This window comes from Zafaria cholistanensis, assembly GCF_008580665.1.
GTDB classification, from domain to species: Bacteria; Actinomycetota; Actinomycetes; order Actinomycetales; family Micrococcaceae; genus Zafaria; species Zafaria cholistanensis.
In genome coordinates, this window is the sequence record NZ_BKDJ01000016.1 from 12,763 (window position 1) to 36,230 (window position 23,468).

A 23,468-nucleotide genomic window follows, 5' to 3' on the forward strand; every position below is an offset into this window, starting at 1 on the left:
TCCGGACCTCCCCGCCCGGACCTCCCTGCCCGGGCGTCCCCGCCCAAACATCCCGCTCAGAGGCGCGGCAGGTACCTCACGGCGTCCTCGTGGCTGGTTCCGGCGGCTTCCTGAAGGTCAACCAGCAGGGGGCGCAGCAGCAGCACCAGCCCCTCGCCCTCCAGCCCCGAAACCCCGAACGCTCCCGGGGCAAGCCGGGAGGCGCAGGCGGCGAGTTCGTTGCGTGCCGCATGCTCGGCCCGGTCGCGGGCCGACTGGTGCTCCTCGGCCACCGAATGTCCCAGCAGGTCCACCGCGTCCGCCACTCCCTCAAGGAACTCCGCCAGCGCCTCCGCCGCCTCCGGGCCCGGGATGCCGTGCGTTATCGCGTGGGCCAGCCGGCGGGTGAACACCCGGGAGTTGCGCACGGCCAGGTCCGTGCCGTCGGCCACCCGGCGCAACCGTTCCAGTTCCCCGCGGTAGCGCCGGAAGGCGGGGGAGATCATCGCGGTCTCCTGCGCCGACTTCAGTGCCGCCGGCAGCGCGTTCATCAGCTCCTGCGTGGTCCGTGCCCGCACCAGCGCGTGCCACGCCGACGTCGAATCCGCGGAGAGCAGTGCCGCCGCGCATTCGCGCAGAACCCCGGACAGCTCCCCCAGCAGTCCGCGCAGTTCCTTGACGGGCTCGCTGCGCGGATGGCGGGGGATGAGGATCGTGATCGCGACCGCGAACAGCCCCCCGACGATCGCGTCCAGGCTGCGGGCGAACGGACCGGCCTCCGGGACCGGCAGCAGCACCACCAGCAGGGACTGCAGCCCCAGTTGCGTGCTGAAGATCGTGCCGCTGTCCAGGAACCGTGCCAGCGCCAGGGACAGGGCAACGACGACGGCGGCCTGCCAAATACCGGTGCCCAGCAGGCTCAGCAGCAGGTCGCCCACCGCGATGCCCAGCGTGCAGCCCAACGCCACCTCCAGGGTGCGCCGCAGCGTGGTGTCCCGGCCAAAACCGGAGGCAATCATCGCCGAGGTCGCCGCGAACAGCGGCTCCTCATGGCCCAGGACCTCTTCGGCGAACCAGTAGGCGGCCACCGCGCCCACGGTGATATGCACGATTTTCAGCAGCGAGGAACGCACGCGCAGGATGCCCACCCGGGTCCTCCGGCGGATGAACCCCGCGGCACGGCGGAAGGCGGCGTGGGACGGCATGGGCCCAGTCTTTCACGGACGCGAGGTGATATGCGTCTCATCCCTTAGCCTTGGGACAGGGCGGGCGCAAGGGGAGGCCGGGTTTATCAACCAAGAATCCGGACTTCGTTTACCTTCCGTTCACCTTTGCCGGAATGTTACTTTACCTGCCGCCCCTAACCTCGGTTGAGGAGCGGGTAGACGCATGGCGCCTCCCGCACCCGGGCACCCACTGCACCGCTCCCCACACTCTCCGGGGACCAACTCCCCGACACCCGAAAAGAGGAACAACACGTGAAGGCTCTTCGCATCGGCCAGACCGCCGCCGTCCTTTCCGTCGCCGCCCTGGCGCTCACCGCCTGCGGATCCAACGGCAACACCGGCGCCACCTCCCCGGCCGCCGACGGCGCCGCCGCCGTCACCGGCACCCTGACCGGCACCGGCGCATCCTCCGTCGGCGCGGCCATGGTCGCCTGGGCCGAAGAATTCGCCGCCGCCAACTCCGGCGCGCAGGTCAACTACACCGAAGAGGGCTCCGGCGCCGGCCGCACCGGCCTGATCGACGGCAAGGTCGACTTCGCGGCCTCCGACGCCTACCTGACGGACGAGGAACTGGCCGCCTCCGAGGCCACCTGCGGCCCCGACGGCGCTTTCGACGTGCCGATCTACGTCTCCCCGATCGCCGTGGCGTTCAACCTCGAGGGCGTCGACACCCTGAACCTGGACGCGGACACCATCGCCTCCATCTTCGCGGGCAAGATCACCACCTGGAACGACGAGGCCATCGCCGCCCTCAATGAGGGCGTCACCCTGCCGGACACCAAGATCACCGTGGTGCACCGCAACGACAAGTCGGGCACCACCGAGAACTTCACCGACTACCTCGCCCAGGCCGCCCCGAGCATCTGGACCGAGGAGAAGTCCGGCGACTGGCCGGGCGCCTTCGCCAGCGAGTCCGCCAAGGGCACCTCCGGCGTCGTCGACACCGTCGCCAAGACTGCCGGCGCCATCACCTACGCCGACGCCTCCCGCACCACCGGCCTGGGCATCGCCTCCGTGAAGGTCGGCGAGGAATTCTCCGCCCCGACCGCCGAGGGCGCCGCCAAGGCCGCCGACACCGCCACCGCCGTCGAGGGCCGCGCCGCGCACGACATCGCGTTCGACCTGGACCGCACCTCCGACGAGGCCGGCGTCTACCCGATCTCCCTGGTGACCTTCGGCCTGTTCTGCTCCACCTACGCCGACCAGGAGACCGCGGACCTCGTGAAGGCCTTCGGCACCTACATCACCTCCGCCGAGGGCCAGGAAGTCGCCGCGGCCGACGCTGGCTCCTCCCCGCTGAGCGCCGAGCTCTCCGAGCGGGCCGCCGAGGCCATCGCGACGATCTCCGTCAAGTAAGATTTCCGTCAAGTAACAACGCTCCCGGAACGCCCCGTCCCGCCGTCCAATGGCGGGACGGGGCCTCCTGGTGTGAAGCCCCCTCAAGCTTCAGTACCTAAGGAATCCCAGTGTCCTCCAACGCTCTGACCGACTCCGGCAGCGCCGGACGTGCAGGCGACAAGATCTTTTCCACGGCCGCCATGGTGGCCGGATCCCTGATCCTGTTTGTCCTGTTCTGCGTCGCAGTCTTCCTGGTCAAGGAATCGATCCCCGCCTTGACCGCCGACCCCGCCGACCTCAAGGGCGGCGTCAGCTTCTTCGCCCACATCGGCGCCCTGATCGTCGGCACGCTCATCGCGGCCGCGATCGCGCTGCTGCTCGCGACGCCCGTCGCCGTCGGCGTCGCCCTGTTCATCTCCCACTACGCTCCGCGCCGGCTCGCCCAGGGCCTGGGCTACATCGTCGACCTGCTGGCCGCGATCCCTTCGGTGATCTACGGCGCCTGGGGCGTGACCGTGCTGGCTCCGGCGCTGGTCCCGCCCTACGTGTGGCTCGCCGAAAACGCCGGCTGGATCCCCCTCTTCACGGGACCGGCCTCCGCGACCGGCAAGACCATGCTGACCGCGGGCGTCGTGCTGGCCGTGATGATCATGCCGATCGTCACCAGCCTGAGCCGCGAAATCTTCCTGCAGACACCCAAGCTGCACGAGGAGGCCGCGCTGGCCCTGGGGGCCACCCGCTGGGAAATGGTGCGCGTGGCCGTGCTGCCCTTTGCCCGCCCGGGCATCGTCTCGGCCGTCATGCTGGGGCTGGGCCGCGCTCTGGGCGAGACCATGGCCATCGCCCTGGTCCTCTCCTCCGGCCCCATGATCGCCAGCCTCATCCAGTCCGGAAACCAGACCATCGCCGCCGAAATCGCACTCGCGTTCCCCGAATCCTCGGGCGTGCAGACGAACGCCCTCTTCGCGGCCGGCCTGGTGCTGTTTGTCATCACGCTTGCGGTCAACATGGTCGCCCGCTGGATCGTGGCCCGCCACAAGGAATTCTCGGGAGCCAACTAATGACCGTCACCACTGAAATCCGCAGCAGCCGGTCGGCGCTCACCCGCAACAAGCTCCCGAACTGGGCACCCTGGGCGGTGGCCGCCGGCGCGCTGGTCGTCTCCGCCGCCGTGCTGTCCCTGGCCGGCTTCAACGTGTGGGGCTGGGCCGTGCTGGCCGCCGTCCTGTTCGTGGCCGCCAACTGGGCGGTCTCCTTCGCCGTCGAAGGCGCGCGGAAGGCCACGGACCGGTTTGCCACCAGCCTGATGTTCGGGGCGTTCATCGTCGCCATGGTCCCGCTGGTCTCCGTGATCTGGACCGTACTGACCAACGGCATCGCCGGCTTCTCGCTGGACTTCCTGACCAGCGACATGCAGGGCGTGCGCGGCCGGGTCGACAACGCCACCGCCGCCGGGGAAAGCCCGCTCATGGGCGGTATCGCCCACGCACTGACCGGCACCTTCCTGATCACCCTCTGGGCTTCGATCATCTCCATTCCGATCGGCCTGCTGACCGCCATCTACCTGGTGGAGTACGGCCAGGGCGGGCGCCTGGCCAGGGCCATCACGTTCTTCGTCGACGTCATGACGGGCATCCCCTCGATCGTGGCGGGCCTGTTCGCCGCCGGCCTGTTCGCGCTGATCGCGGGGCCGGGCTTCAAGGCCGGCATCGTCGGTGCCGTCGCGCTGTCCGTGCTGATGATCCCGGTCGTGGTGCGCTCCAGCGAGGAAATGCTCAAGATCGTTCCCAACGAGCTGCGCGAGGCCTCGTATGCTCTCGGCGTGCGCAAGTGGCGGACCATCGTCAAGGTGGTTATCCCCACCGCGATCTCCGGCATCGCCTCCGGCGTCACCATCGCGATCGCCCGCGTGATCGGGGAGACCGCGCCGCTGATCGTCACCGCCGGCTTCGTGACCCGCATGAACACCAACGTGTTCTCCGACTGGATGGCCTCGCTGCCGGCGTTCATCTACTACCAGATCCTGAACCCCACCTCGCCGACCAACCCGGAGCCCTCCACGCTGCGGGCCTGGGCCGCCGCACTGGTGCTGATCATCCTGGTCATGCTGCTGAACCTCGGCGCCCGCCTCATCGCCCGCATCTTCGCCCCCAAAATCGGCCGCTAGCCCGATTTGCCCGCCCGGGCGCCAACGGCCCCGGCACCACGGACTTCATCTGAAAAGGAACCCCATGTCCAAGCGCATCGACGTCGCAGACCTCAATGTCTACTACGGCAATTTCCTGGCCGTGGAAGATGTCAACATCAACATCGACGCCAAGACCGTGACGGCCTTCATCGGCCCCTCCGGCTGCGGCAAGTCCACTTTCCTCCGCACCCTGAACCGCATGCACGAGGTCATCCCCGGTGCCCGCGTGGAGGGCAAAGTCATGCTCGACGGCGACAACCTCTACGGCAGCGGCGTCGACCCCGTGACCGTGCGCAGCCAGATCGGGATGGTGTTCCAGCGCCCGAACCCGTTCCCGACCATGTCCATCCGCGACAACGTGCTGGCCGGGATCAAGCTCAACAACAAGCGCATCTCCAAGAGCGACGCCGACGGGATCGTGGAGTCCTCGCTGCAGGGCGCCAACCTCTGGAACGAGGTCAAGGACCGCCTCGACAAGCCGGGCTCCGGCCTCTCCGGCGGGCAGCAGCAGCGCCTGTGCATCGCCCGCACGATTGCCGTCAAGCCCGAGGTGATCCTGATGGACGAGCCCTGCTCCGCGCTGGACCCGATCTCCACGCTGGCGATCGAGGACCTGATCAACGAGCTGAAGAACGACTACACCGTGGTCATCGTCACGCACAACATGCAGCAGGCCGCCCGCGTGTCTGATAAGACCGCGTTCTTCAACATCGCAGGCACCGGCAAGCCGGGCAAGCTGATCGAGTACGCGGAGACGGCAACGATCTTCAGCAACCCTTCCGTGAAAGCCACGGAGGACTATGTTTCCGGCCGCTTCGGATAGGCCGGGTAAGGTGTTCCCGCTCCGGCGGGAACGGCCCTGGAGGGGGATCTTCAGGGGATCTTGAGGGGGATCGCGGCGGCGGTCGGCACCACACGGTGTCCGGCCGCCGCCGTCCCGTTTGGGGAGCTAGGACCTGCCCAGCAGCGGGGACAGCGCCAGGAAGAGCACGCCGCCCAGCACCGCGCACGTGACCGGCGCGGCGAGCCAGTAGGACAGCACGCGCAGCACGTTGCGCCACATGATCGACTCGAAGCGCTGGTTGGCCCCGGCGCCCACGATCGAGCTGGTGACCGCCTGCGTGGTGGACAGCGGCAGGTGCATCACCAGGGCTCCCATGAAGAGCATCGAGGCGGAGACGGCCTGCGCGGTGGCTCCGCGCAACGCGTCGATGCTCACCAGCCGGTAGGCGATGGTGTGGGAGATCCGCCAGCCGCCAAAGAGGGCGCCGGCAGCCAGGAAGAAGCCGCCGGTGAGCTGCGCGGCCAGCGGATAGGTGCCCGGCTGCACGGCATTGCCGGTCACCAGCGCCAGGGTGAGCAGGGCGCCCGTGCGCTGGCCGTCCTGGAGCCCGTGGCCCAGCGAAACGGCGCACGCGCTGATCGACTGGGCGGCCCTGCCCCAGGCATTGACGTCATCCGAACTCGAATTGCGGGCCAGCCAGGTGGCGGAGGCCACCAGGGCGAAGGACGCCGCGTAGGCAACCAGCGGCGTGATCAGCAGGGGCAGCCCCACCCCCAGCAGCAGCATCCGCAGCGCGCCCTGGACTCCGTCCCCGCCCAGCAGCAGCGCCGAAGCGCCGCTGGAGCCGGCCAGCGCGGAGATCACCGCCTGCGTGGAGGAGGTGGGGATGCCCCGCCACCAGCAGAACAGTCCCCATCCGCCGGCCGCAACCAGCCCGGAGAGCATGACCGCCAGCCCCAGGGAGCGGCCGGGAACATTGAGGTCGACGGCGGAGACCAGGTAGGTGCCGAACGCCTGGCTGAGCATGGTGCCCACGAACGCGAAGAACGCGGCGACCAGGACGGCGATGGTCGGGGTGAGGGAGCGGGTCCGGACGGCGGAGGCCACCGAGTTGGACACGTCGCGGAAACCGTTCAGGAACGCATAGGCGCACGTCGCGGCCAGAACCAGGCCCAGCAGGAGTTGTTCCATCCGGGCGTGCTCAGGATTCCTTGACCAGGATCCGGCCCAAGTGGTCTCCCACGGCGCGCAGGGAACGGACCGCCGCGAGCAACTGGTCGGCCACGTAGCGGTGCTTGATGATCGTCGAGGCCTTCTGGAGGTCGGAGAGTTCGGCGACCCAGACGCGGTGGGTGTGGCTGGCCCGCTTGGACAGGCGCACCATCTCCAGCCAGGTGTCCTCGAGGTCGTCGAGGTTGTTCAGCTGGCCGATGGCGGCAGCGGCCAGCTCGGCCTGGCGCCCAATCATCTCCAGCTGTTCGGTCGCGCGCCGCGAGAGCCGGGCGGTTCCGGTGTGCACGATCAGGTCGCCCGCCCCGCTGAGCTGCTCCACGGCCTCGTGCAGCAGCCGGGAGAAGGTGTAGAGATCCTCCCGCGGCAGCGTATTCACGTAGCTGGTGCGCAGGTGGGTGAGCACGGCGTAGTGCCGGTTGGTGGCGCGGGCCTCCGTGGCGTTGAGGGCGGTGGCCAGCCCTTCCTGTTCCTCCTCGGGGGCCCCGAGCATTTGGGAAAGGACCTGCACTCCGTCCAGGACCTCGGAGGAGAGGTCGCGAAGCAGTTCCAGGCCGCGGTTTTCCGCAGGGAACAGGCTGAATTTCACGTTGTTTACCACCGCGGATTCAAAGGGGGAAGCGGACGTGAACAAGTTTACGCATGCTGCCCGCGGCCACCGACCACGATCCGCGTGCCCGGGGCCGGAAGCGACGAACGTCGCACTGCGGCGGGGGTGGGCGTGCTGGCCCGTCGCGCGGGCCTGGTTCCCAAGCTTCTGATTATCAAGCTTCTGGTTCTCAAGCTTATGGTGCCGAACCGGGAGCGCCTCTCGGCGGCAGGCCGCTCGTAGCGGCTGAAAGATGGAGCCCGGGGCTGCCGCGATCCGGCACCGCCAATAGTTTTCTTCCCCCTCGGGGGTTCTGTCAATACGGCTCCGTCCCCGCCGGACCTTCCAAGGGCCGGAAAAGGCGCGGTGACCAGCACCGCCGCAGGCCGGCCAAAATTTCGGGACGGAGGGGATGCATGGACCGACTCGCCGCGGTGCTTAGACCAGCTCGCCGCGGCGCTTAGACCAGCTCGCCGCGGCGCTTAGACCAGCTCGCCGCGGCGCTTAGACCAGCTCGCCGCGGCGCCAGGCCCGGGCGGAGGCCTCCAGGTCCTCGGCGGTCTTGACCAGTTGGCGCGCACTGCGGGTCAGCTTGCCCGCGTGCCGTTCGTTGGCGTGCTCCGCCGCGTCCGCGTGGTGGGTCTGGCCCAGCGCCACGACGCGGCAGAACGCCGCGGAACGTTCCAGCGCGACGTCGAACTCGCCGTCGAACGCCCCGGAAAGGATCGAATCCGCCATCGAACGCAACTCATCTGCCCCGGGGGGCTCCGCGACACCGGCCACCACGTGCTGGACCTGGGCGACGTACCGGCCCTCGCTGAAGTAGGCCGCCATGCGTTCGGGGTTCTGCACCGTCGCCGCACGCAGCGCATACAGCCGCCACAGGGCCCCGGGCAGGGAACGGGGCGGGCTCTCCGCCCACAGTTCGGCGATCGCCTCCAGCCCTTCCTTGTCCGCCAGCTTCACCAGCCGCCGGGTCACCGCCGGATCGGTGTTCGCCCGGCCCTGGTGGACCAGGGCCGCGGCGGCCAGGTGGGCGGCCTCGGACACGCGGGCCGGATCGGCCCCGCCGACAAACGGTTCGAAGTCGACCGGCGCGAACGGGACGGGCTTGTGCGGGCGCGGGGCCGAGCCCCCGGGCCCATTGGCAGGTACTGCACTCATGCGACAAGAGGATACTCCGGTGCCGCGGGCACGGCGCGGGGTGCCTCCGCCCAGGGTCCCACGGGCCCCCGCCCCCTCCAGAGGGCCGCGCGGGCGTGTCCCCGGCCAGTGGGCCGGGCAACGCCGGGAAATCCGCTAGCATTGTCGAAGGCCTTGACGGCCTGGCGGGCCTCTAGCTCAGTTGGTAGAGCATCGGACTTTTAATCCGCGGGTCGCGGGTTCGATCCCCGCGGGGCCCACCGCCGAATCCCCGTCCTCCCCGTGGAGGCGGGGATTCCTTTTTGCCCGGTGCCAGAACCGCCGGGCCAGAACCGCCGGGCCAGAACCGCCGGGCCAGAACCGCCGGGCCAGAACCGCCGGGCCAGAGCCGCCGCCTGCTCCACCGTTTCGGCTTCCGGCGGGGCAACGCCGCCGCCGCCCGGGTGCCGGTGTATGGTCTTTTCTGAACACGGGAGTCCGGTGAGCCGGGCTGAGAGGAAACTTCTCAAGTTTCGACCGTTGAACCTGATCTGGATCATGCCAGCGCAGGGAGTCAACATCGAATCCTGTGCCCTGTTAACCGCAACAGAAGGGCGCGAAAATGCATCCGAATTACCCCACTGAAGTCACCGTTCCCGCCGGGGCGCCCGTTCCCGCCGGGGTCCCTGTCCCGGACCGCGACAACTTCGGCATTGGTGCCAGGGTCACCCTGGCCGTGATGAGCCCGGACTACGTCGAGATCATCCTCCGCTCCCTGCGTGCGGCAGATGCCACGGGGCTGGAGGTGGAGACCGGAGACGTGAGCACCTTCGTGGCCGGCCGGGAGCCGGACATGCTGCGGTACCTGAGCCAGCTCATTTCGGCGGCGGCCCGCAGCGGCGCCCACGTTGTCGCCAGCGTGCACCTGTCCCGCGGATGCCCCGGCGAAGTGCAGTGCGAGCTCCCGGGCGGAGTGGGCCCCCTGCACAGCGAGATCGTCGAACTGGAAGAAACCGGCGTGCCGGCGGCGGGGGAGTGGGCCCTGTACCCGCTGGAGGACACCGGCCGCAATGGGGTTGACCCGGACCACATGCGGGACATCTACGCGGCCATCGACTATGCCAAGGCCAAGGGCACGTTCGTGAAGTCGGAACATTTCGTCACCCGGCTGGAGGGCGACGTCGCCCGCATCCTCGAGACCGTCGCTGCCGGCTGGGTCCTGGTTGGCCGGACCGTGCAGCACGTGGCCTGCCACCTCACGCTCTCGATCAACAGCCCCACCGGCCGCTGAACCTTCCTCCACGACTTTTAAGGATCTTCCCCCATGTCTTCTCGCAGCACGATGACCCCTGCCCGCACACGCACCCCCTTCACGCTCAAGGACCTGGTGCTGATGGTGGTGCTGGGGGTGGTGTTCGGCTTCCTCTACTGGGCCCTGGTCCAAGCCTGGACCGGCCTGTCCATCCTGATGGGACCCGCCGGCGACCTGGCCCAGCACTTCCTGCTCGGCGGCTGGCTGCTGGTCGCCCCGATCGCGGTGGCAATCATCCGCCGGCCCTTCGTCGGGATCATCGCCGAGGTCCTGGCCTCGGTCATTGAAGTGGTGTTCCTCGGCTCCGCCGTCGGACCGATCCTCTTCGTTGCCGCCGCGCTCCAGGGCCTCGGCAGCGAGATCCCCTTTGCGCTGCGCCGCTACCGGTCCTTCGGCTGGGGCGTGTTCGCCCTCTCCGGCCTGCTCGGGGCAGGGCTGGTGTTCCTGTTCTCCGCGTTCCGCTTCGGCTGGTATGGCCAGGAGCTGTTCATCCTGCGGCTGGTGGTGCAGCTGGCCTCCGGCGTGATCCTTGGCGGCCTGCTGGCGAAGGTCATCGTCGAGGCGCTCGCCAAGACCGGAGTGGTCGATAACTTCGCGATCGGCCGTGACCGGATCGGCAAGGCCTAACTGAATGTCCACCACCGTCCCGGGGACCAGCGCCGCCGCCGGACAGGTTCCCTCCACTGTTCCGGCAGTGGAGCTGGACAATGTCTCGGTGGAATTTCCCCGCCGGACGGGGCCGGTGCTGCGCAAGCTGGACCTTCGGCTGGAAGCGGGCGAGCAACTGATAGTTTTCGGCCCCTCCGGCGCCGGGAAATCCACCCTGCTGCAGTTGGTCACCGGAACGATCCCGCACTCCGTGGTCGCACAGCTCTCGGGGTCGGTGCGGGTGGGCGGAACCGACACCGCGGACACCGGCGTGGCGGCGTTGTCCCGCTGCGTCGGTGTCCTGGCCCAAGACCCCTCCTCGGCCGTCTGCCTGCCGGACGTGGAACAGGAACTGGCGCTTCCGCTGGAAAACCGGGCCGTCGACCCGGAGGCCATATCCGGCCGCATCGATGCGGCACTGCGGGCCGTCAACGCCGGCGGGCTGCGGCTGCGGAAAACCTCCGCGCTCTCCGGCGGGGAAGGCCAAAGGGTGGCGCTGGCCGCCAGCCTCATCGCCGAGCCCGAGGTGCTCCTGCTCGATGAGCCGACCTCCATGCTCGACGGCGAGGGCATCGCCTCCGTCCGGGAGGCAATCGAACGGGCCGTCGACCAGTACCGCCCGGCGGTTGTGCTGGTGGAGCACCGCATGGATGAGTACGCCGGGCGCCGCGGCCTGGCCGGGTTGCCGGGCCGGGCCGTGGTGCTGAATGGCGAAGGCGAAATCCTCCTCGACGGACCCACGCCGCAGGTCCTGACCGAGGCAGCCGCGGAGTTGCAGGCCCGGGGCTGTTGGCTGCCGCTGGAAACCGAGCTGCAGGCGGTCTTCGGATGCCCCGGCGGGCTGGAGGCCGAAACGGTGCGTAACGGGCTGAAAGAACTTGCCGCGGCGCACCCCACCGGGGCTTCCGTCGAAGGGCACCCCCACAGCACGGACGCCCCGGTGCTGCAGGCGGCCGGCCTGTCGGTGGGCCGGCCCCAAGCCGGCCGGCGGCGCCGCCGCTCCTCCGGGCCGGCAAAGGCCGGTTTCCAGGAGGGGGCACTGCTGGCGAACGTCGACCTGGCCCTCCGCCCGGGTGAGATTGTCGCCCTGCTCGGGGCGAACGGAACCGGCAAAACCTCGCTGCTGCTGACCCTGGCCGGGCTGCTGGAGCCTGCCGCGGGACAGGTGGCCGGCCCCCGGCCCGCCATGGTGTTCCAGAACCCGGAGCACCAGTTTGTTGCGGGGACGGTCCGCGGCGAGCTGGCCTACGGGCTTGCAGCCGGATCGGAACCGGTGGTGGACCGGCTGCTGCGGCAACACCGCCTGGAACACCTGGCGGACCAGAACCCCTTCCGGCTCTCGGGCGGCGAAAAGCGGCGCCTCAGCGTGGCGGCGATGCTTGCCCACCACCGGCCCGCCCTGCTGGCCGACGAACCGTGCTTCGGACTGGACCGGCGGGCAGCCATCGCGATGATGGATGCGTTTCGCGCGGCAGCGGCGGCAGGCCGCGCCATCATGTTCTCCACCCACGACCTGCGGACCGCGGCCACGGTGGCGCACCGTGCCGTGGTCATTGCCGGCGGGTCGGTCATCGCCGACGGGCCGGTCTTCGAGGTGCTTGCCCAACGGGAGGTGCTGGCACGGGCGGGCCTTGCCCTGCCCGCGCTCCTGGAGTGGGTGCTGGAAACTTTTGAAACACCGCACCGGATGCGCGCCGTACTCAGCGGCCTGGATGCGTTCGTCCCCCTGGACGGAGAGGGGTCCCGACCGTGAGCGCAGGCATCGAACCGCGCCGGTTCACGGACTCCCCGCTGGGGCGGCGCAACCCCACCGTCAAACTCGCGCTGCTGTTTGCGGTATCGGTCGCGCTGCTCTTTGTCTTCGACCCGGTCACTCCGGCGGTCCTGTACCTTCTGGCGCTGGCGGCCGTGGCAGCCACGGCCCGGATCCCGGCCCGGATCCTGCTGCTGGCGCATGTCCCGTTCGTGGGGTTCGGCCTCGGGCTGCTGACGGTCAACGCCCTCAGCCGTCCGGGAACCCCGCTGCTGGAGGTGGCCGGACTGGGTGTCACCGCCGAGGGGCTGACCGTCGGGGTTTCCCTGGGCCTGCGCAGCATGGTGATCGGCGTGCTCTCGATCGGCTTCATCGCCTCGACCGACGGGGTAGCCCTGATGACCAGCCTGCACCAGCATGCCCGGCTGGGCGTACGGATGACCTACGCCGTGCTGGCCGGCTACCGCATGCTGCAGGAAATGCCGGCCGAATGGCAGACCATCCGCTCCGCGCACCAGGTGCGTGCCCCGCTCCGTTCCCACGGCCGCCCGCGCAGCGGCGTGCGGTCCTTCGGCCGGTCCGCATTTGCCCTGCTGGTTGTCTCGGTGCGCAGGGGGGAACGGATGGCCCAGTCCCTTGAATCGCGCGGGCTTGGCCTCGGACCCCGCACCACGTGGCGCCCGGTGCCGCTGGGGCGGGCCGACTGGTGGCTGGCCCTCGGGGTGCTGCTGGTCCTCGCCCTGGTCTTCGCCGCCGGCGAGGCCCTGGGCTTCAGGGAAGGCCACGAACTGCTTTTCGCCCGAGGCGCCGGCGCGTGAACCGTCCGGACACCCTCCCGGCTCTTGTCCGCCCGGAAGAAAAGGCGGAGTAGGCTCGACAGGTGCCCCAGCTGCTTGCCGACCTCACCCCGCTGCGCCTCAGCCCGGCCTTCCGGAGGCTGTGGATCGGGAGCGCGCTTTCGGCGGTGGGAAGCCAGCTGACCCTGGTCGCGGTGAGCCTCCAGGTCTATGCGCTGACCGGCTCCAGCTTCGCCGTCGGCCTGTTGGGACTGTTCGCCCTGGTCCCGCTGGTGTTGGCCGGGCTGTACGGCGGGGCGGTCGCGGATTCCCGCGACCGCCGCAAGGTCGCACTGGCGTCCGCGACCGTGCTTTGGCTGAGCACGGCCGCCATCGCCGCGCAGGCCTGGGCCGGGCTCGACAACGTCTGGGTGCTCTACGTCCTGGTGGCAGTGCACTCCGGGGCCGGCGGCATCAACCAGCCCGCCCGCGGGGCGATCATCCCGAAGCTGGTCGGTGCCAAGCTCCTTCCCGCGGCGAACTCGCTGAACATGGTCACGTTTGGCATCTCCCAAATGGTTGGCCCCCTGCTGGGCGGCGTACTGGTGGCGCAGGTCGGCTACGCCTGGACGTACTCGATCGATGTCCTCACCTTCCTGGCCGCGCTGTGGTCCGTGTACCGGCTGCCGCCGCTGCCGCCCGAGGGCGGGCACACCAAGGCCGGGGTCCGGTCCGTCGTCGAAGGGTTCCGTTTCCTGGGCACCCAGCCGAACGTGCGCATGACCTTCCTGATCGACCTTGTGGCCATGGTCCTGGCCGCCCCGCGGGCACTGCTGCCGGCCATCGGCGCGGCACTGATTGGCGGGGGCGAGGCCACGGTGGGCATCCTGCTGGCGGCCACCGCCCTGGGTGCCTTCCTGGCCGGGCTCTTCTCCGGCCCGCTGGGACGGATCCACCGCCAGGGCCTGGCGGTGTTTTGGGCGGTGGCCGGCTGGGGTGCCAGCATCGCCCTGTTCGGAGCCGTGGTGCTGGCAGCGGCCGGCGGCACCCCCAACGCCTCCGGGTGGCTTTGGGCAGCCGCAGCCTGCATGGCCCTGGCCGGGGTGTCCGACGCGGTGAGCGCGGTCTTCCGCAACACCATCCTGCAGACCGCGACGCCGGATCACCTCCGCGGGCGGCTGCAGGGCGTGTTCGTGGTGGTGGTGGCCGGCGGCCCGCGGCTGGGGGAAATGGTCTCCGGCGGTGCCGCCGCAGCCCTGGGGGAGGGGCCGACGCTGGTGCTGGGCGGACTGGCCTGCGTGGGCCTCGCCGTGCTGCTGATGCGCTGGCAGCCCGGGTTCCTGCGCTACGACTCCCGGAACCCGGCGCCCTAGCCCGCACTGACCCAGCCCGCCTGCACTGACCCCTCCCGCCTCCGTCCCGCTCCCGCCCGCGTCCCGCTCCCGCCTGCGCGTCCGGCTGCCTGTCAGGCTGGCCCCGTAGGGTGGGCTGCATGAATGAGCTCTACAGGGACGGTACAGTCGCGGGCGAAGGCGGCTACCTGGGCCCCAGCAAGCACGGGGAGTGGACGTACTACCACCGCAACGGAAAGCTCAAGGCCCGCGGCCGCTACGAGGACGGCGCGCTCGCCGGGGAATGGGCCTGGTACCGCGAGAACGGCAGCCTCCTCCAACGCGGCAGCTTCCTCGACGGGGAACAGCACGGTCCCTGGGAGCGCTTTGCGGCCGACGGCACCCCCCTGGACGTGCGCCACTTCGACCGGGGCCGCAAGGCACCCGGACGCACTGCTGTCCCAGCCGGTTCCCCCACGGCGTGACCGGTTCCGGCCGGGCCGCCCCCGCGGCGCCCTCCGGCGGAGTCCTCCCTCCGCGAACCACCGGGACCTGCGGGGCCGGGGCTCCTACACTGGAACCACCATGAAAAATCCCCTTGCCTCCGCCATCATCGGTCCCGACGGCAAACCCGTTGCGGGCGTCCAGGGAGCCGTCCTCAACGCGGTGAGCCTGCAGCGTCCGCTGGTGCTCGCCTACCTGCGCCGGATGCGCCGGCGCCATCCCCAGCTGAACGCCGCCCAGCTGGCGGAGCTGGTCGAGCGCGACTTCATGCTTGCGGTCACCGGCGGCGGTGCCGCCGTGGGGGCCAGCGCGGTGGTGCCCGGCATCGGGACCGCCGCGTCGCTGGGCCTGTCGGCAGCCGCCGTCGTCGGTTTCCTCGAGGCCAGCGCGCTGTATGCGCAGTCGCTGGCCGAGTTGCACGGTATCGCCACGGACGACCCCGAAAAGTCCCGCGCCCTGGTCATGTCCATCCTGCTCGGAGACGAGGGCAGCGCGCTGATTTCCCAACTCACCCACCAGGCCGTCGGCAAGGGCATCGGTCCGGTGAGGGGGTGGGGCTCGGTGTTCGGCAGCAAGCAGCCCGCGGGGCTGTGGGGGGTGGCCTCGGCGGCCATCCAGAAGAAGTTCATGCGCCACCTCCTGGCCACGCAGGGCGCGGCGTTCTTCGGGCGGGCCATCCCGTTCGGCATCGGCGCCGTGGTTGGCGGCGCGGGCAACCGCATCCTCGGCAAGCAGGTGGTCCGGGCGGCCAGGCTCGCCTTCGGTCCGCTGCCGACCTCCATTCCCGGCGAAGTGGTGGAGGCGCCCCGTCCCGCGACGCCGGGTACGGAGCCGCGGCATGCGCCGGCGCACGGCGCGGGTTCCCCGGCGGCGCTTGCCGGGGAACCCGCGCAGGGTCCCGCCGCCGAGGTCGAAGCCCTGATTGAGGCCGAGCGGGCCCGCCGGGCGGGGCAGTAGGCGGGGCCTGCGGGGCAGAGCAGCAGGCGGGACCGGGCTCAGGCCAGCAGCAGGGTGGCCGCGGTGAAAATGGCTAAACCGGCCAGCGCGCCGACCACGGTGCCGTTGATCCGAATGAATTGCAGGTCCCGGCCCACCTGGAGCTCGAGCTTGCGGCTGGTTTCCTCCCCATCCCAGTGCGAGACGGTGTCCTGGATAAGGCCGGCGATTTGCCCCCGGTAGGTCGCCACCAGGTAGAGGCCCGCGTTGGCGATCCAGGCATCCACCTTCCCGGCCAGTGCCTGGTCCGCCGTCAGCCGCAGGCCAAATTCCGCCACCGCCCGCACGAAGGAGCGGCGCAGCTCCGACTCCGGGTGCTCCACCGCTTCCACCAGGGCCGACTTCATGCTGGACCAGCCGGTGGCCGCCAACTCCTGCAGCTGCGGGTCGCCGAGCAGCGAGTGCTTGAGCCGCTCCACCTTGGCAATCGTCTCCGGCTTGGACTGCATGTCCCGGGCGAAATCCTGCAGCCAGGCGTCGATGCTTCCCCGCACCCGGTGGTGGGGGTCCCGGCGCACGGCCTCGACGAAGGCGGAGAGCTCACGGTGGATGCGCTCCGCAAGCAGCCGTTCCACGACGTTCGGGACCCAGTGCGGGGAGCGTTCGGCGACGAGCCCGATGACGGTGCCCCGGTTGGCGGCCACCCAGTCGGCTGCGCGGTCCGCCAGCAGGTCCACCAGTTGGCGGTGGTGTCCGTCCTGCACCACCGTGCGGAGGATCCGCCCCAGCGTCGATGACCATTCCGGGGCCAGCATATGTTTGCGGGCCAGCGACTCGAGCAGGGCCAGCACGTCGCGGTCGTCCAGGACCTCGAGGGCACCGCGCACCGCCGTGGCGGCCTCCTTGGCGACGCGTTCGGACCCGGCGGGCGTGGCCAGCCAGGCCCCCGCCGTCCGGGCAAAGCGCAGGTCTTTCAGCTTGCGCCCCACCACGGCATCGGAGAGGAAGTTCTCCTGCACGAACTCGCCCAAGCTCTCCCCGATCTGGTCCTTCTTGCGCGGGATGATGGCGGTGTGCGGAATCGGCAGGCCCATCGGGCGGCGAAACAGGGCGGTCACGGCGAACCAGTCCGCCAGGGCCCCCACCATGCCGCCTTCGGCGGCGGCGCGGACATATCCCATCCACGGAATGCTTTCCTGCAGCGAAAAGGCCACCACGAAGACTGCGGTCATCAGGACCAGCAGTCCCGTGGCCAAGCGCTTCATCCGGCGCAGTGCGCCGGCCCGTGCGGCCTCCGTGGCGAAGGGGCTGTCCGGGCCGGCGCTCCCCGGAACCTGCCGCGGCGGCGGTGGAGTGGACATGCTCATGCGGGCTCCTTGGGATGGGTGGCGCCAAGGCTTCCAAGATAGTTCACCCGCTCGTGCCCGCGGAGTGCGGCAGTGCCGCCGGAGGCGCAGGTAGCGTGGGGGACATGAGGCAGCTGATCTACGCCCACCGGGGTTCCAGTGCCGTGTTCGCCGAAAACACCCGCGCCGCCTTCCTCCAGGCGCTGGCGGACGGCGCGGACGGCGTCGAATGCGACGTGCACCTGACGGCGGACCACCAGGTGGTGTGCCACCACGACCCCACGGTGGACCGCACCTCCAACGGCACCGGCCCGGTCTCCGCCCACACCCTGGGCCAGTTGCGGGCCCTTGACTTCAGCACCTGGAAGGGCGCGGCCCTGCCCGAGGGCTACGGCGCCCCGGACGAACAGGTGCTCACCCTCGCCGAACTCGTGGGGCTGCTGGAGGGTGCCGGTCGGGAAATCGGCCTCGCCGTCGAACTCAAGCACCCCAGCCCTTTCGGGCGCCTGCTTGAGGAGAAGGTGCTGGCCGGGCTGGAGGCCCTCGGCTGGGACCGGGCCACCTCCCGCATCGGCAACGTGGCCGTGAGCTTCATGAGTTTCGATCCCGGTTCGGTGGCACACCTGTTAAGGACGGTTCCGCCCCGGTTCGTCTGCCAGCTGGTGGGCGACGCCGACCCCGAATGGGCCGGGGAGGTACTGCGGGTGGATCCGTCGGCGCGCGAAGAGGTGGCCGGTGCGTTTGCCCGCGAGGCCGGCGGCGCCGTCGCGCACCTGGATGCGGGCCTGGTGGGGATGGCCGGACCCGGCGTGGGATTTGTCCGCCGCCACCCCGGGCTGGTGCGGCGCTGGCTGGAGGCCGGGCTCGTGTTCCGCGTCTGGACCGTGGACGCGGATGCCGATGTCGACTACCTCCGGGGCCTGGGTATCCAGCAACTCACCAGCAACCGGCCGGCCCACGTGAGGGCGCGCTTGGGCCGCGGAGCCCGCTAGGCTGGACCGGATGAAGTCCGTCTCCTCCCCGGCCGTTCGGATCGGCCTGTCGATCTCCCTCGCGACAGGGATCTACGGCCTGTCTTTCGGTGCGCTGTCGGTGGCCTCGGGGCTGGACCTGCCCCAGACAGTGGCCCTCAGCGCCCTCATGTTCACCGGTGGCTCGCAGTTCGCGTTCATCGGCGTGGTGGGGGGCGGCGGCACCGGTGCTGCCGCGTTTGGGGCAGCGACGCTGCTCGGGGTGCGCAACGCGGTGTACGGGGTGCAAATGAACGCCCTCCTGCGCCCGGCCGGATGGCGCCGGGCTGCCGCGGTGCAGGTCACCATCGACGAATCCGCCGCCACGGCCTCCGGCCAAACTGACCCTGACGAGCAGCGGCGCGGCTTTTGGACGGCCGGCCTGGGGGTATTCCTGCTCTGGAATATTTTCACGGTGGCAGGGGCCCTGCTGGGCAACGTGCTGGGGGACCCAAGGGCGTGGGGCCTGGACGGGGCGGCCGTGGCGGCATTCCTGGCGCTGCTCTGGCCGCGCCTGCGCAGCCGCGAACCGGTGGCAATCGCCATCGTGTGTGCGCTGGCCACCGCCCTGGCCGTGCCGCTGGCCCCGCCCGGGGTGCCCATCCTCGTGGCCGCTGTAGTGGCCGGGGTGTGGGGATGGTTCGGCCATGGCCCTGCCCGCGAAGGCCTGGAGCCTGATATGGACCCGTACGGCGGACACGGCGGCGGGGCCGCACTCCGGGCGCCGAATCCCCACGGACCGGGCGCGGGCCTTAGGGACGGAGGGCATTGATGGACCTGTGGCCGTGGATCCTGCTGGCCTGTGCCGCTGCGTTCCTGACCAAGCTGTCCGGATACCTGGTCCCGGCGGAGCTGCTGGAGAACCCGCGAATGACGCGGGTGGCCGGTGCCCTGACAATCGGACTGCTGGCCGCGCTGGCCACCGTCAATGCCTTTGCCTCCGGCCAGGCCTTGGTGGTGGACGCGCGCGCCGCCGCCCTGCTGGCAGCCACTGCGGCCCTGCTGCTGCGCGCCCCCTTCCTGGTGGTGGTTCTGGCCGGTGCCGCTACGGCGGCCCTGGCCCGGCTTGCCGGACTCGGCTAGGGCCTGCCCGGAAAACTGCCCCCCGGAGCGTGCCCCCGGGGGCGCCGGTGCTGCGCGGCTCGTCTCCGGACCCCTCATCTCCGGACCCCTCATCTCCGGCCCCCAGGGGTTCCCGGGTCGTGGGGAAACCTCCTTCGCGGTGCCTTACCCCAACCCGAGTTCCCGCACCGCGAGCGTGGCGAGTTCCTCCGGGGTGTGGTGGAGCGAATCGAGCACCAGCCGCGGGTCCTTCCAGATGGCCAGCTGCCGGCGTCGGCGGTTCAGCGAGTCCCATTCCGGCACGCCGATGAAGCGGTCCTCCTCGCGTTCGCGCTGCTGCAGGCGCAGGCGGTGCGTGGTGGGGTCGGAGCAGACCACCTCAATCCAGCGCAGGTCCGCGCCGGTGCGGGCGGCCAGCCGCATCCACTGGGCGCGGTTCTCGGGGAGGTCGTTGACGGCGTCGACCACCACGCCCAAGCCCGTGCGCAACTGGGCCTCCGCGACCGTCTCCGCCGCCAGATACGCGGCCTGGCCCTTCGGCTGGCGGTCGTCGATCCCGGCCCGGACCAAGGCAGCCTCCAGCGGATCCACGCCCACCACTGCCAGTCCCAGCTTGGTGGCCAGCGCCGCCGCGAAGCTGGACTTGCCGGCGCCCGGAAGCCCGCACACCGGCACCAGCAACGGCCCCTCGCCGGGGGGAACAGGCGACTCCTCCAGGGCTGCCACCTGCCCGCGGCGGCGGCGGAAGCCTGGCAGCGGGGACGGCGGGAGCCGGAACGCATTCGGCGGTGTCATGTTCGCATCCTAGGCGCCCGCGCCCCCGGGAACGGGCGATTTGGGGCCTCACCTGAACAAAGGTCTGGTCGGGGGTGCCTCCAAACCGTATATTCGTCCCCATGACGGGGGAACATGTGGGGGGACACGTGGGGGAACAGTTGGACCGCCAGTTGGGGGACTTGCTTTCGGGGCCGGTGCTCCCGGGGATCTACGATGTACTGGTTTCGGCTGACGAAGAAGCGCCGGACCGGATATTCATCGATGTGCATGAGTGCATCCGGACGCAACTGCTCGACGCCGAGCGGCGGATCGTCCAGGCCATCACGGGGGAGCGCGTGTTCAGTGTGGCCCGCCGGGCCACCCCGGCGGAGTGGGCCAAGGCACGCGAGCTGGACCGCTGGTTCATGATCCGCAGCGAGGAACCGGACGACGAGCTCGCCACCCTGCCGCATGAGCTGCGCCGTTTCGCGCAGGTGGCGGTCGAGTGGTTCTACGCCGCGGGCACCCGCTGACCGGACCTGCCGCTAGCGGCGGGTTTCCAGCCCGACCGGCTCGTGACCGGCAGCGGGCACCCACAGCCGGTACGCGAGCAGCAGCAGCACCAGCCACACCGCGCCCACGACCAGCGCGGTGCGGCCGGAGGCGCTGAAGCCCAGGATCACCACTACCGCGCCCATGAACGCCAGCGCCAGGTAGGTCGCCGCGGGCCACCAAGGCAGCGGGAACCCGGTGCGCTCCCCGCGCGTGCGCATGCCCTGGCGCATCCGGTGGTGTGAGAGCAGGATGACGGTCCAGGTCAGCACGGTGGCGAAGGTGGCAATCGAGGCGACCACCAAAAAAAGCTGGTCCGGGATCCATGCGTAGAGTCCCAGCCCGGCCACCAGGCAGGCGGCAATTACGGAAACCGGCCAAAACGGCACGCCGAACCGGGAGACGTGCGTGAACGACGCCGGGGCGTGGCCCTGTTCGGCGAGCCCGAACATGGTGCGCGTGGCGGCGTAGAAGATGGAGTTCATGGCGGACAGGGCAGCGGTCAGCACCACGGCGTTGACCAGATGCTCCGCGGCCGGAAGGCCCAGGCCGGCGAAGACCTGCACGAAGGGGCTGCCCTCTGAGCCGATCCGGTCCCAGGGGAACAGGCACAGCATGACGCCGATCGAGAGCACGTAGAAGAGCAGCACCCGCAGCGGGACAGAGTTCACGGCCTTCGGGAGGGCCTTCGCCGGGTCCTCCGCCTCGCCGGCGGTCATGCCCAGCGTTTCGATGCCGCCGAAGGAGAAGACCACGATCCCCAGGCTCATGACAATGCCCCAGACGCCGAAGGGAGCGAAGCCGCCGTGGTCCACCAGATGGTGCACGCCCGGTTCGTAGCCGCCAATGCTGATCCCGAAGATGATCAGGTACAGCCCGCCGGCGATCATGGCGACGATCGTGGCCACCTTGATCATCGAAAACCAGAACTCCAGTTCCCCGAAGACGTTCACGCGCAGCAGGTTCAGGCCCCCGATCAGCAGCATCGCCGCCAGCATCCACAGCCATCCCGGGGTGTCCGGGAACCACATGCCCATGTACTGGCCAACGGCGGTCATGTCCGCGATTGCGACGACGATCATCTCGAAGGTGAACGTCCATCCGGTCAGGAACGCCATGCGCGGGCTGAGGTACCGGTCGGCGTACCGGGCGAACGAGCCGGCCACGGGGTGGCGTACGGCCATTTCGCCAAGGGCGCGCATCACGATGAACACGACGCAACCGGCCGCCAGGTAGGCCAGCAGCACCGCCGGCCCGGCGGTGCGGATGGTCTCGGCGGACCCATAGAACAGGCCCGTGCCGATGGCGGATCCGAGCGCGATGAAACGGATGTGGCGCGGGTGGAGCCGGCGTTCCAGCTCGGGGGCATGGGGGTCGAGGCGCGGGTGGCGGCCGGCAGCGGTGTGGGTGGTCATGGTCCTGCCCGGGGCGTTGCGGAAAATGGGGGGATGCACGTCGTGGGTGCAAGCCACTTATTTTCCCACACTCAGGCCGCAGCCCCCGCCCGTTCCGTCCGTTCCGTCCGTTCCGCCGCAGGCCCCGGTCCTAGAGGGACGCGGAGACCTTCCAGAGGTCGACGTTGGTGCCGCCCGCCGTGATGGCGTCAATGCGTTCCAGCTCTTCCGCGGTGAACTCCGTGTTCCCGAGGGCGCCGAGGTTCTCGTCCAACTGGGCCGTGGAGGAGGCGCCCAGCAGGACGGAGGTGACTCCGCCCCCGCGCAGCAGCCAGGCGATGGCAAGCTGGGCGAGGGTCTGGCCGCGCCCGGCCGCGATCTCGTTCAGCGCCCGGGCCTTGGCGATGTTCTCCTCGGTGACGTGCCCGGCCAGCGAGCCCCGCCCGCCCTTCGGCACGGCGTTGCTGTCCGCAAGGTACTTGTTGGTGAGCAGCCCCTGGGCCAGCGGGGTGAAGGCGATCGAGCCCATCCCCTCCTCGCCGAGGGTGCGCAGCAGGTCCTCCTCGACCCAGCGGTTGAACAGGGAGTAGGCGGGCTGGTGGATGGCCAGCGGGGTCCCCAGGTCCCTGGCGATGCGGGCCGCGGCCCGGGTGCGTTCGGCGGAGTAGGAGGAGATGCCCACGTAGAGGGCCTTGCCCTGGCGGACCAGGGTGTCGAGGGCCCCGATGGTCTCCTCCAGCGGGGTGTCCGGGTCGACCCGGTGGGAGTAGAAGATATCCACATACTCCAGGCCCATCCGGGCCAGGGACTCTTCGGCGGAAGCGATCAGGTATTTGCGCGAGCCGAGGTTGCCGTGGGGGCCGGGCCACTGGTCCCAGCCGGCCTTGGAGGAGATGACCAGTTCGTTGCGGTAGGGCCTGAAGTCGGTGCGCAGCATGCGGCCGAAGTTCTCCTCGGCGGAGCCGTAGGGCGGGCCGTAGTTGTTGGCCAGGTCAAAGTGGGTGATGCCGCGGTCAAAGGCATGGCGCAGGATTTTCCGCTGGGTGTCGTAGGGGCGGTTGTCGCCAAAGTTCCACCACAGGCCCAGGCTGATGGGGGGCAGCAGCAGGCCACTGTTGCCCACGCGGCGGTAGGCGGTGGCGTCATACCGGTCTTCGGCCGCCACGTAGGGGCGGTGCGATTCGGGCACGCGGGGGAACCGGACTTCCTGGATCGGTGAGGACATGGTGGCCTTCCGGGGGAGGAGGGACGGGGGACAGGGCAAAAGATGCGTCGGACCGCTGCCCCCATTCTCCCCGCACATCCGGCTCCGGACGAGCCCTGAGGTGTCCGGGGCGGGCACGCACTCCGCGGGGGGCGGGGGCGTGCCCGGCGCAGGATTTTGGGACGCGGTGCCGGAGGTGATGCGCCGAATGTGACGCGGGGTGACGGGCCGGAGTCCCGCATGACGGAGCATGACGCGGCCCGGGATGCGGTGCGCGTCCCCGCGTGACGTTCCGCGTCGTTCCGTGAGCCACTGTGACGCCGCGGATGGGCCGGCCGCAGCCCGGTGCTTACATAGGGAACGTCACCATCAAGAGCGGCCGAGAGACCTGGTTCAACGACGCCGCAGCAACGGCGGCCCCGCGGGGC

At 70.2% G+C, this 23,468-nt stretch carries 23 protein-coding genes, 1 tRNA gene and 1 riboswitch; of the genes, 16 read left to right on the plus strand and 8 right to left on the minus strand.

Translation table 11 applies throughout. From position 1 onward, the window contains the following. Nucleotides 1–56: 56 nt before the first annotated feature. Nucleotides 57–1,184, minus strand: coding sequence for an FUSC family protein (locus tag NCCP_RS12790; RefSeq protein WP_149957677.1), 1,128 nt, complete (start codon nucleotides 1,182–1,184; stop codon nucleotides 57–59). Nucleotides 1,185–1,457: 273 nt separating this feature from the next. Between NCCP_RS12790 and pstS the strand changes: the two genes are divergently transcribed. The 4 genes from pstS to pstB all read left to right on the plus strand — a co-directional run bounded on the left by pstS (nucleotide 1,458) and on the right by pstB (nucleotide 5,554). Beyond that, on the plus strand, nucleotides 1,458–2,561 hold the full coding sequence (gene pstS, locus NCCP_RS12795) for a phosphate ABC transporter substrate-binding protein PstS (protein ID WP_149957678.1): 1,104 nt from the start codon (nucleotides 1,458–1,460) through the stop codon (nucleotides 2,559–2,561). A 182-nt stretch (nucleotides 2,562–2,743) separates the two neighbouring features. Further along, on the plus strand, nucleotides 2,744–3,604 hold the full coding sequence (pstC, locus tag NCCP_RS12800; protein ID WP_414727729.1) for a phosphate ABC transporter permease subunit PstC: 861 nt from the start codon (nucleotides 2,744–2,746) through the stop codon (nucleotides 3,602–3,604). After that, entirely contained in the window at nucleotides 3,604–4,710 is a 1,107-nt protein-coding gene (pstA, locus tag NCCP_RS12805) for a phosphate ABC transporter permease PstA (RefSeq protein WP_149957680.1), read from the plus strand. The genes pstC and pstA overlap by 1 nt, the downstream gene beginning before the upstream one ends. A gap of 64 nt (nucleotides 4,711–4,774) precedes the next feature. Then, nucleotides 4,775–5,554 carry a phosphate ABC transporter ATP-binding protein PstB gene (gene pstB, locus NCCP_RS12810; RefSeq protein WP_149957681.1) on the plus strand — a complete coding sequence of 260 codons (780 nt, stop codon included), beginning with the start codon at nucleotides 4,775–4,777 and terminating at the stop codon, nucleotides 5,552–5,554. A gap of 126 nt (nucleotides 5,555–5,680) precedes the next feature. Here the strand turns inward: pstB and NCCP_RS12815 are convergent, their stop codons facing one another. From NCCP_RS12815 to NCCP_RS12825, 3 genes are all read right to left on the minus strand, one after another. Then, nucleotides 5,681–6,706 (minus strand): inorganic phosphate transporter, encoded by a 1,026-nt coding sequence (locus NCCP_RS12815; protein WP_149957682.1) that lies wholly within the window; start codon nucleotides 6,704–6,706, stop codon nucleotides 5,681–5,683. A gap of 10 nt (nucleotides 6,707–6,716) precedes the next feature. Then, complete coding sequence (locus NCCP_RS12820) at nucleotides 6,717–7,334, minus strand: DUF47 domain-containing protein (protein ID WP_149957683.1); 618 nt, start codon at nucleotides 7,332–7,334, stop codon at nucleotides 6,717–6,719. 504 nt (nucleotides 7,335–7,838) lie between these two features. Further along, entirely contained in the window at nucleotides 7,839–8,498 is a 660-nt protein-coding gene (locus NCCP_RS12825) for a hypothetical protein (RefSeq protein ID WP_149957684.1), read from the minus strand. Nucleotides 8,499–8,664: 166 nt separating this feature from the next. On the opposite strand from NCCP_RS12825, the gene NCCP_RS12830 reads away from it, so the two are divergent. From NCCP_RS12830 to NCCP_RS12865, 8 genes are all read left to right on the plus strand, one after another. Then, nucleotides 8,665–8,737, plus strand: a tRNA-Lys gene (locus NCCP_RS12830). A 199-nt stretch (nucleotides 8,738–8,936) separates the two neighbouring features. Beyond that, nucleotides 8,937–9,046: riboswitch (TPP riboswitch) on the plus strand. A gap of 32 nt (nucleotides 9,047–9,078) precedes the next feature. Further along, a complete protein-coding gene (locus NCCP_RS12835) occupies nucleotides 9,079–9,747 on the plus strand; it encodes a YkoF family thiamine/hydroxymethylpyrimidine-binding protein (protein WP_149957685.1) in 669 nt (222 codons plus the stop codon). 33 nt (nucleotides 9,748–9,780) lie between these two features. Continuing rightward, entirely contained in the window at nucleotides 9,781–10,395 is a 615-nt protein-coding gene (locus NCCP_RS12840) for an ECF transporter S component (protein ID WP_149957686.1), read from the plus strand. Between the two features lie 4 nt (nucleotides 10,396–10,399). Further along, nucleotides 10,400–12,169: an ABC transporter ATP-binding protein gene (locus NCCP_RS12845; protein ID WP_149957687.1), complete on the plus strand. Its 1,770-nt coding sequence runs from the start codon at nucleotides 10,400–10,402 to the stop codon at nucleotides 12,167–12,169. Beyond that, nucleotides 12,166–12,987, plus strand: a complete 822-nt coding sequence (locus NCCP_RS12850) for an energy-coupling factor transporter transmembrane component T family protein (protein WP_225873827.1) — start codon at nucleotides 12,166–12,168, stop codon at nucleotides 12,985–12,987. The genes NCCP_RS12845 and NCCP_RS12850 overlap by 4 nt, the downstream gene beginning before the upstream one ends. 62 nt (nucleotides 12,988–13,049) lie before the next feature. Continuing rightward, on the plus strand, nucleotides 13,050–14,318 hold the full coding sequence (locus NCCP_RS12855) for an MFS transporter (RefSeq protein WP_149957688.1): 1,269 nt from the start codon (nucleotides 13,050–13,052) through the stop codon (nucleotides 14,316–14,318). A gap of 119 nt (nucleotides 14,319–14,437) precedes the next feature. Then, a complete protein-coding gene (locus NCCP_RS12860; protein WP_149957689.1) occupies nucleotides 14,438–14,761 on the plus strand; it encodes a toxin-antitoxin system YwqK family antitoxin in 324 nt (107 codons plus the stop codon). A gap of 100 nt (nucleotides 14,762–14,861) precedes the next feature. Further along, entirely contained in the window at nucleotides 14,862–15,737 is an 876-nt protein-coding gene (locus NCCP_RS12865) for a hypothetical protein (protein WP_216364721.1), read from the plus strand. 38 nt (nucleotides 15,738–15,775) lie between these two features. Here the strand turns inward: NCCP_RS12865 and NCCP_RS12870 are convergent, their stop codons facing one another. Beyond that, on the minus strand, nucleotides 15,776–17,077 hold the full coding sequence (locus tag NCCP_RS12870) for a DUF445 domain-containing protein (protein ID WP_414727730.1): 1,302 nt from the start codon (nucleotides 17,075–17,077) through the stop codon (nucleotides 15,776–15,778). A 110-nt stretch (nucleotides 17,078–17,187) separates the two neighbouring features. On the opposite strand from NCCP_RS12870, the gene NCCP_RS12875 reads away from it, so the two are divergent. Genes NCCP_RS12875 through NCCP_RS12885 form a run of 3 tightly spaced genes read left to right on the plus strand, consistent with a single transcriptional unit; the run spans nucleotide 17,188 to nucleotide 19,155 of the window. Next, nucleotides 17,188–18,054, plus strand: a complete 867-nt coding sequence (locus NCCP_RS12875) for a glycerophosphodiester phosphodiesterase (RefSeq protein ID WP_149957691.1) — start codon at nucleotides 17,188–17,190, stop codon at nucleotides 18,052–18,054. A gap of 10 nt (nucleotides 18,055–18,064) precedes the next feature. Then, complete coding sequence (locus NCCP_RS12880; RefSeq protein ID WP_149957692.1) at nucleotides 18,065–18,844, plus strand: AzlC family ABC transporter permease; 780 nt, start codon at nucleotides 18,065–18,067, stop codon at nucleotides 18,842–18,844. Then, nucleotides 18,844–19,155 carry an AzlD domain-containing protein gene (locus NCCP_RS12885; RefSeq protein ID WP_149957693.1) on the plus strand — a complete coding sequence of 104 codons (312 nt, stop codon included), beginning with the start codon at nucleotides 18,844–18,846 and terminating at the stop codon, nucleotides 19,153–19,155. Before NCCP_RS12880 ends, NCCP_RS12885 begins: the two co-directional genes overlap by 1 nt. Before the next feature lie 144 nt (nucleotides 19,156–19,299). Here the strand turns inward: NCCP_RS12885 and NCCP_RS12890 are convergent, their stop codons facing one another. Next, the gene (locus NCCP_RS12890) at nucleotides 19,300–19,929 is read right to left on the minus strand and encodes a P-loop nucleotide/nucleoside kinase family protein (RefSeq protein ID WP_225873828.1); all 630 of its coding nucleotides are present in this window, start codon (nucleotides 19,927–19,929) and stop codon (nucleotides 19,300–19,302) included. A 101-nt stretch (nucleotides 19,930–20,030) separates the two neighbouring features. On the opposite strand from NCCP_RS12890, the gene NCCP_RS12895 reads away from it, so the two are divergent. Further along, entirely contained in the window at nucleotides 20,031–20,423 is a 393-nt protein-coding gene (locus NCCP_RS12895) for a hypothetical protein (RefSeq protein WP_149957694.1), read from the plus strand. A 12-nt stretch (nucleotides 20,424–20,435) separates the two neighbouring features. On the opposite strand, the gene NCCP_RS12900 is transcribed toward NCCP_RS12895, so the two are convergent. Both NCCP_RS12900 and NCCP_RS12905 read right to left on the minus strand, forming a co-directional pair. Then, nucleotides 20,436–21,914 (minus strand): amino acid permease, encoded by a 1,479-nt coding sequence (locus NCCP_RS12900; protein ID WP_308655511.1) that lies wholly within the window; start codon nucleotides 21,912–21,914, stop codon nucleotides 20,436–20,438. Nucleotides 21,915–21,987: 73 nt separating this feature from the next. Then, nucleotides 21,988–23,061, minus strand: a complete 1,074-nt coding sequence (locus tag NCCP_RS12905; RefSeq protein ID WP_149957695.1) for an aldo/keto reductase — start codon at nucleotides 23,059–23,061, stop codon at nucleotides 21,988–21,990. Nucleotides 23,062–23,468 lie beyond the last annotated feature (407 nt).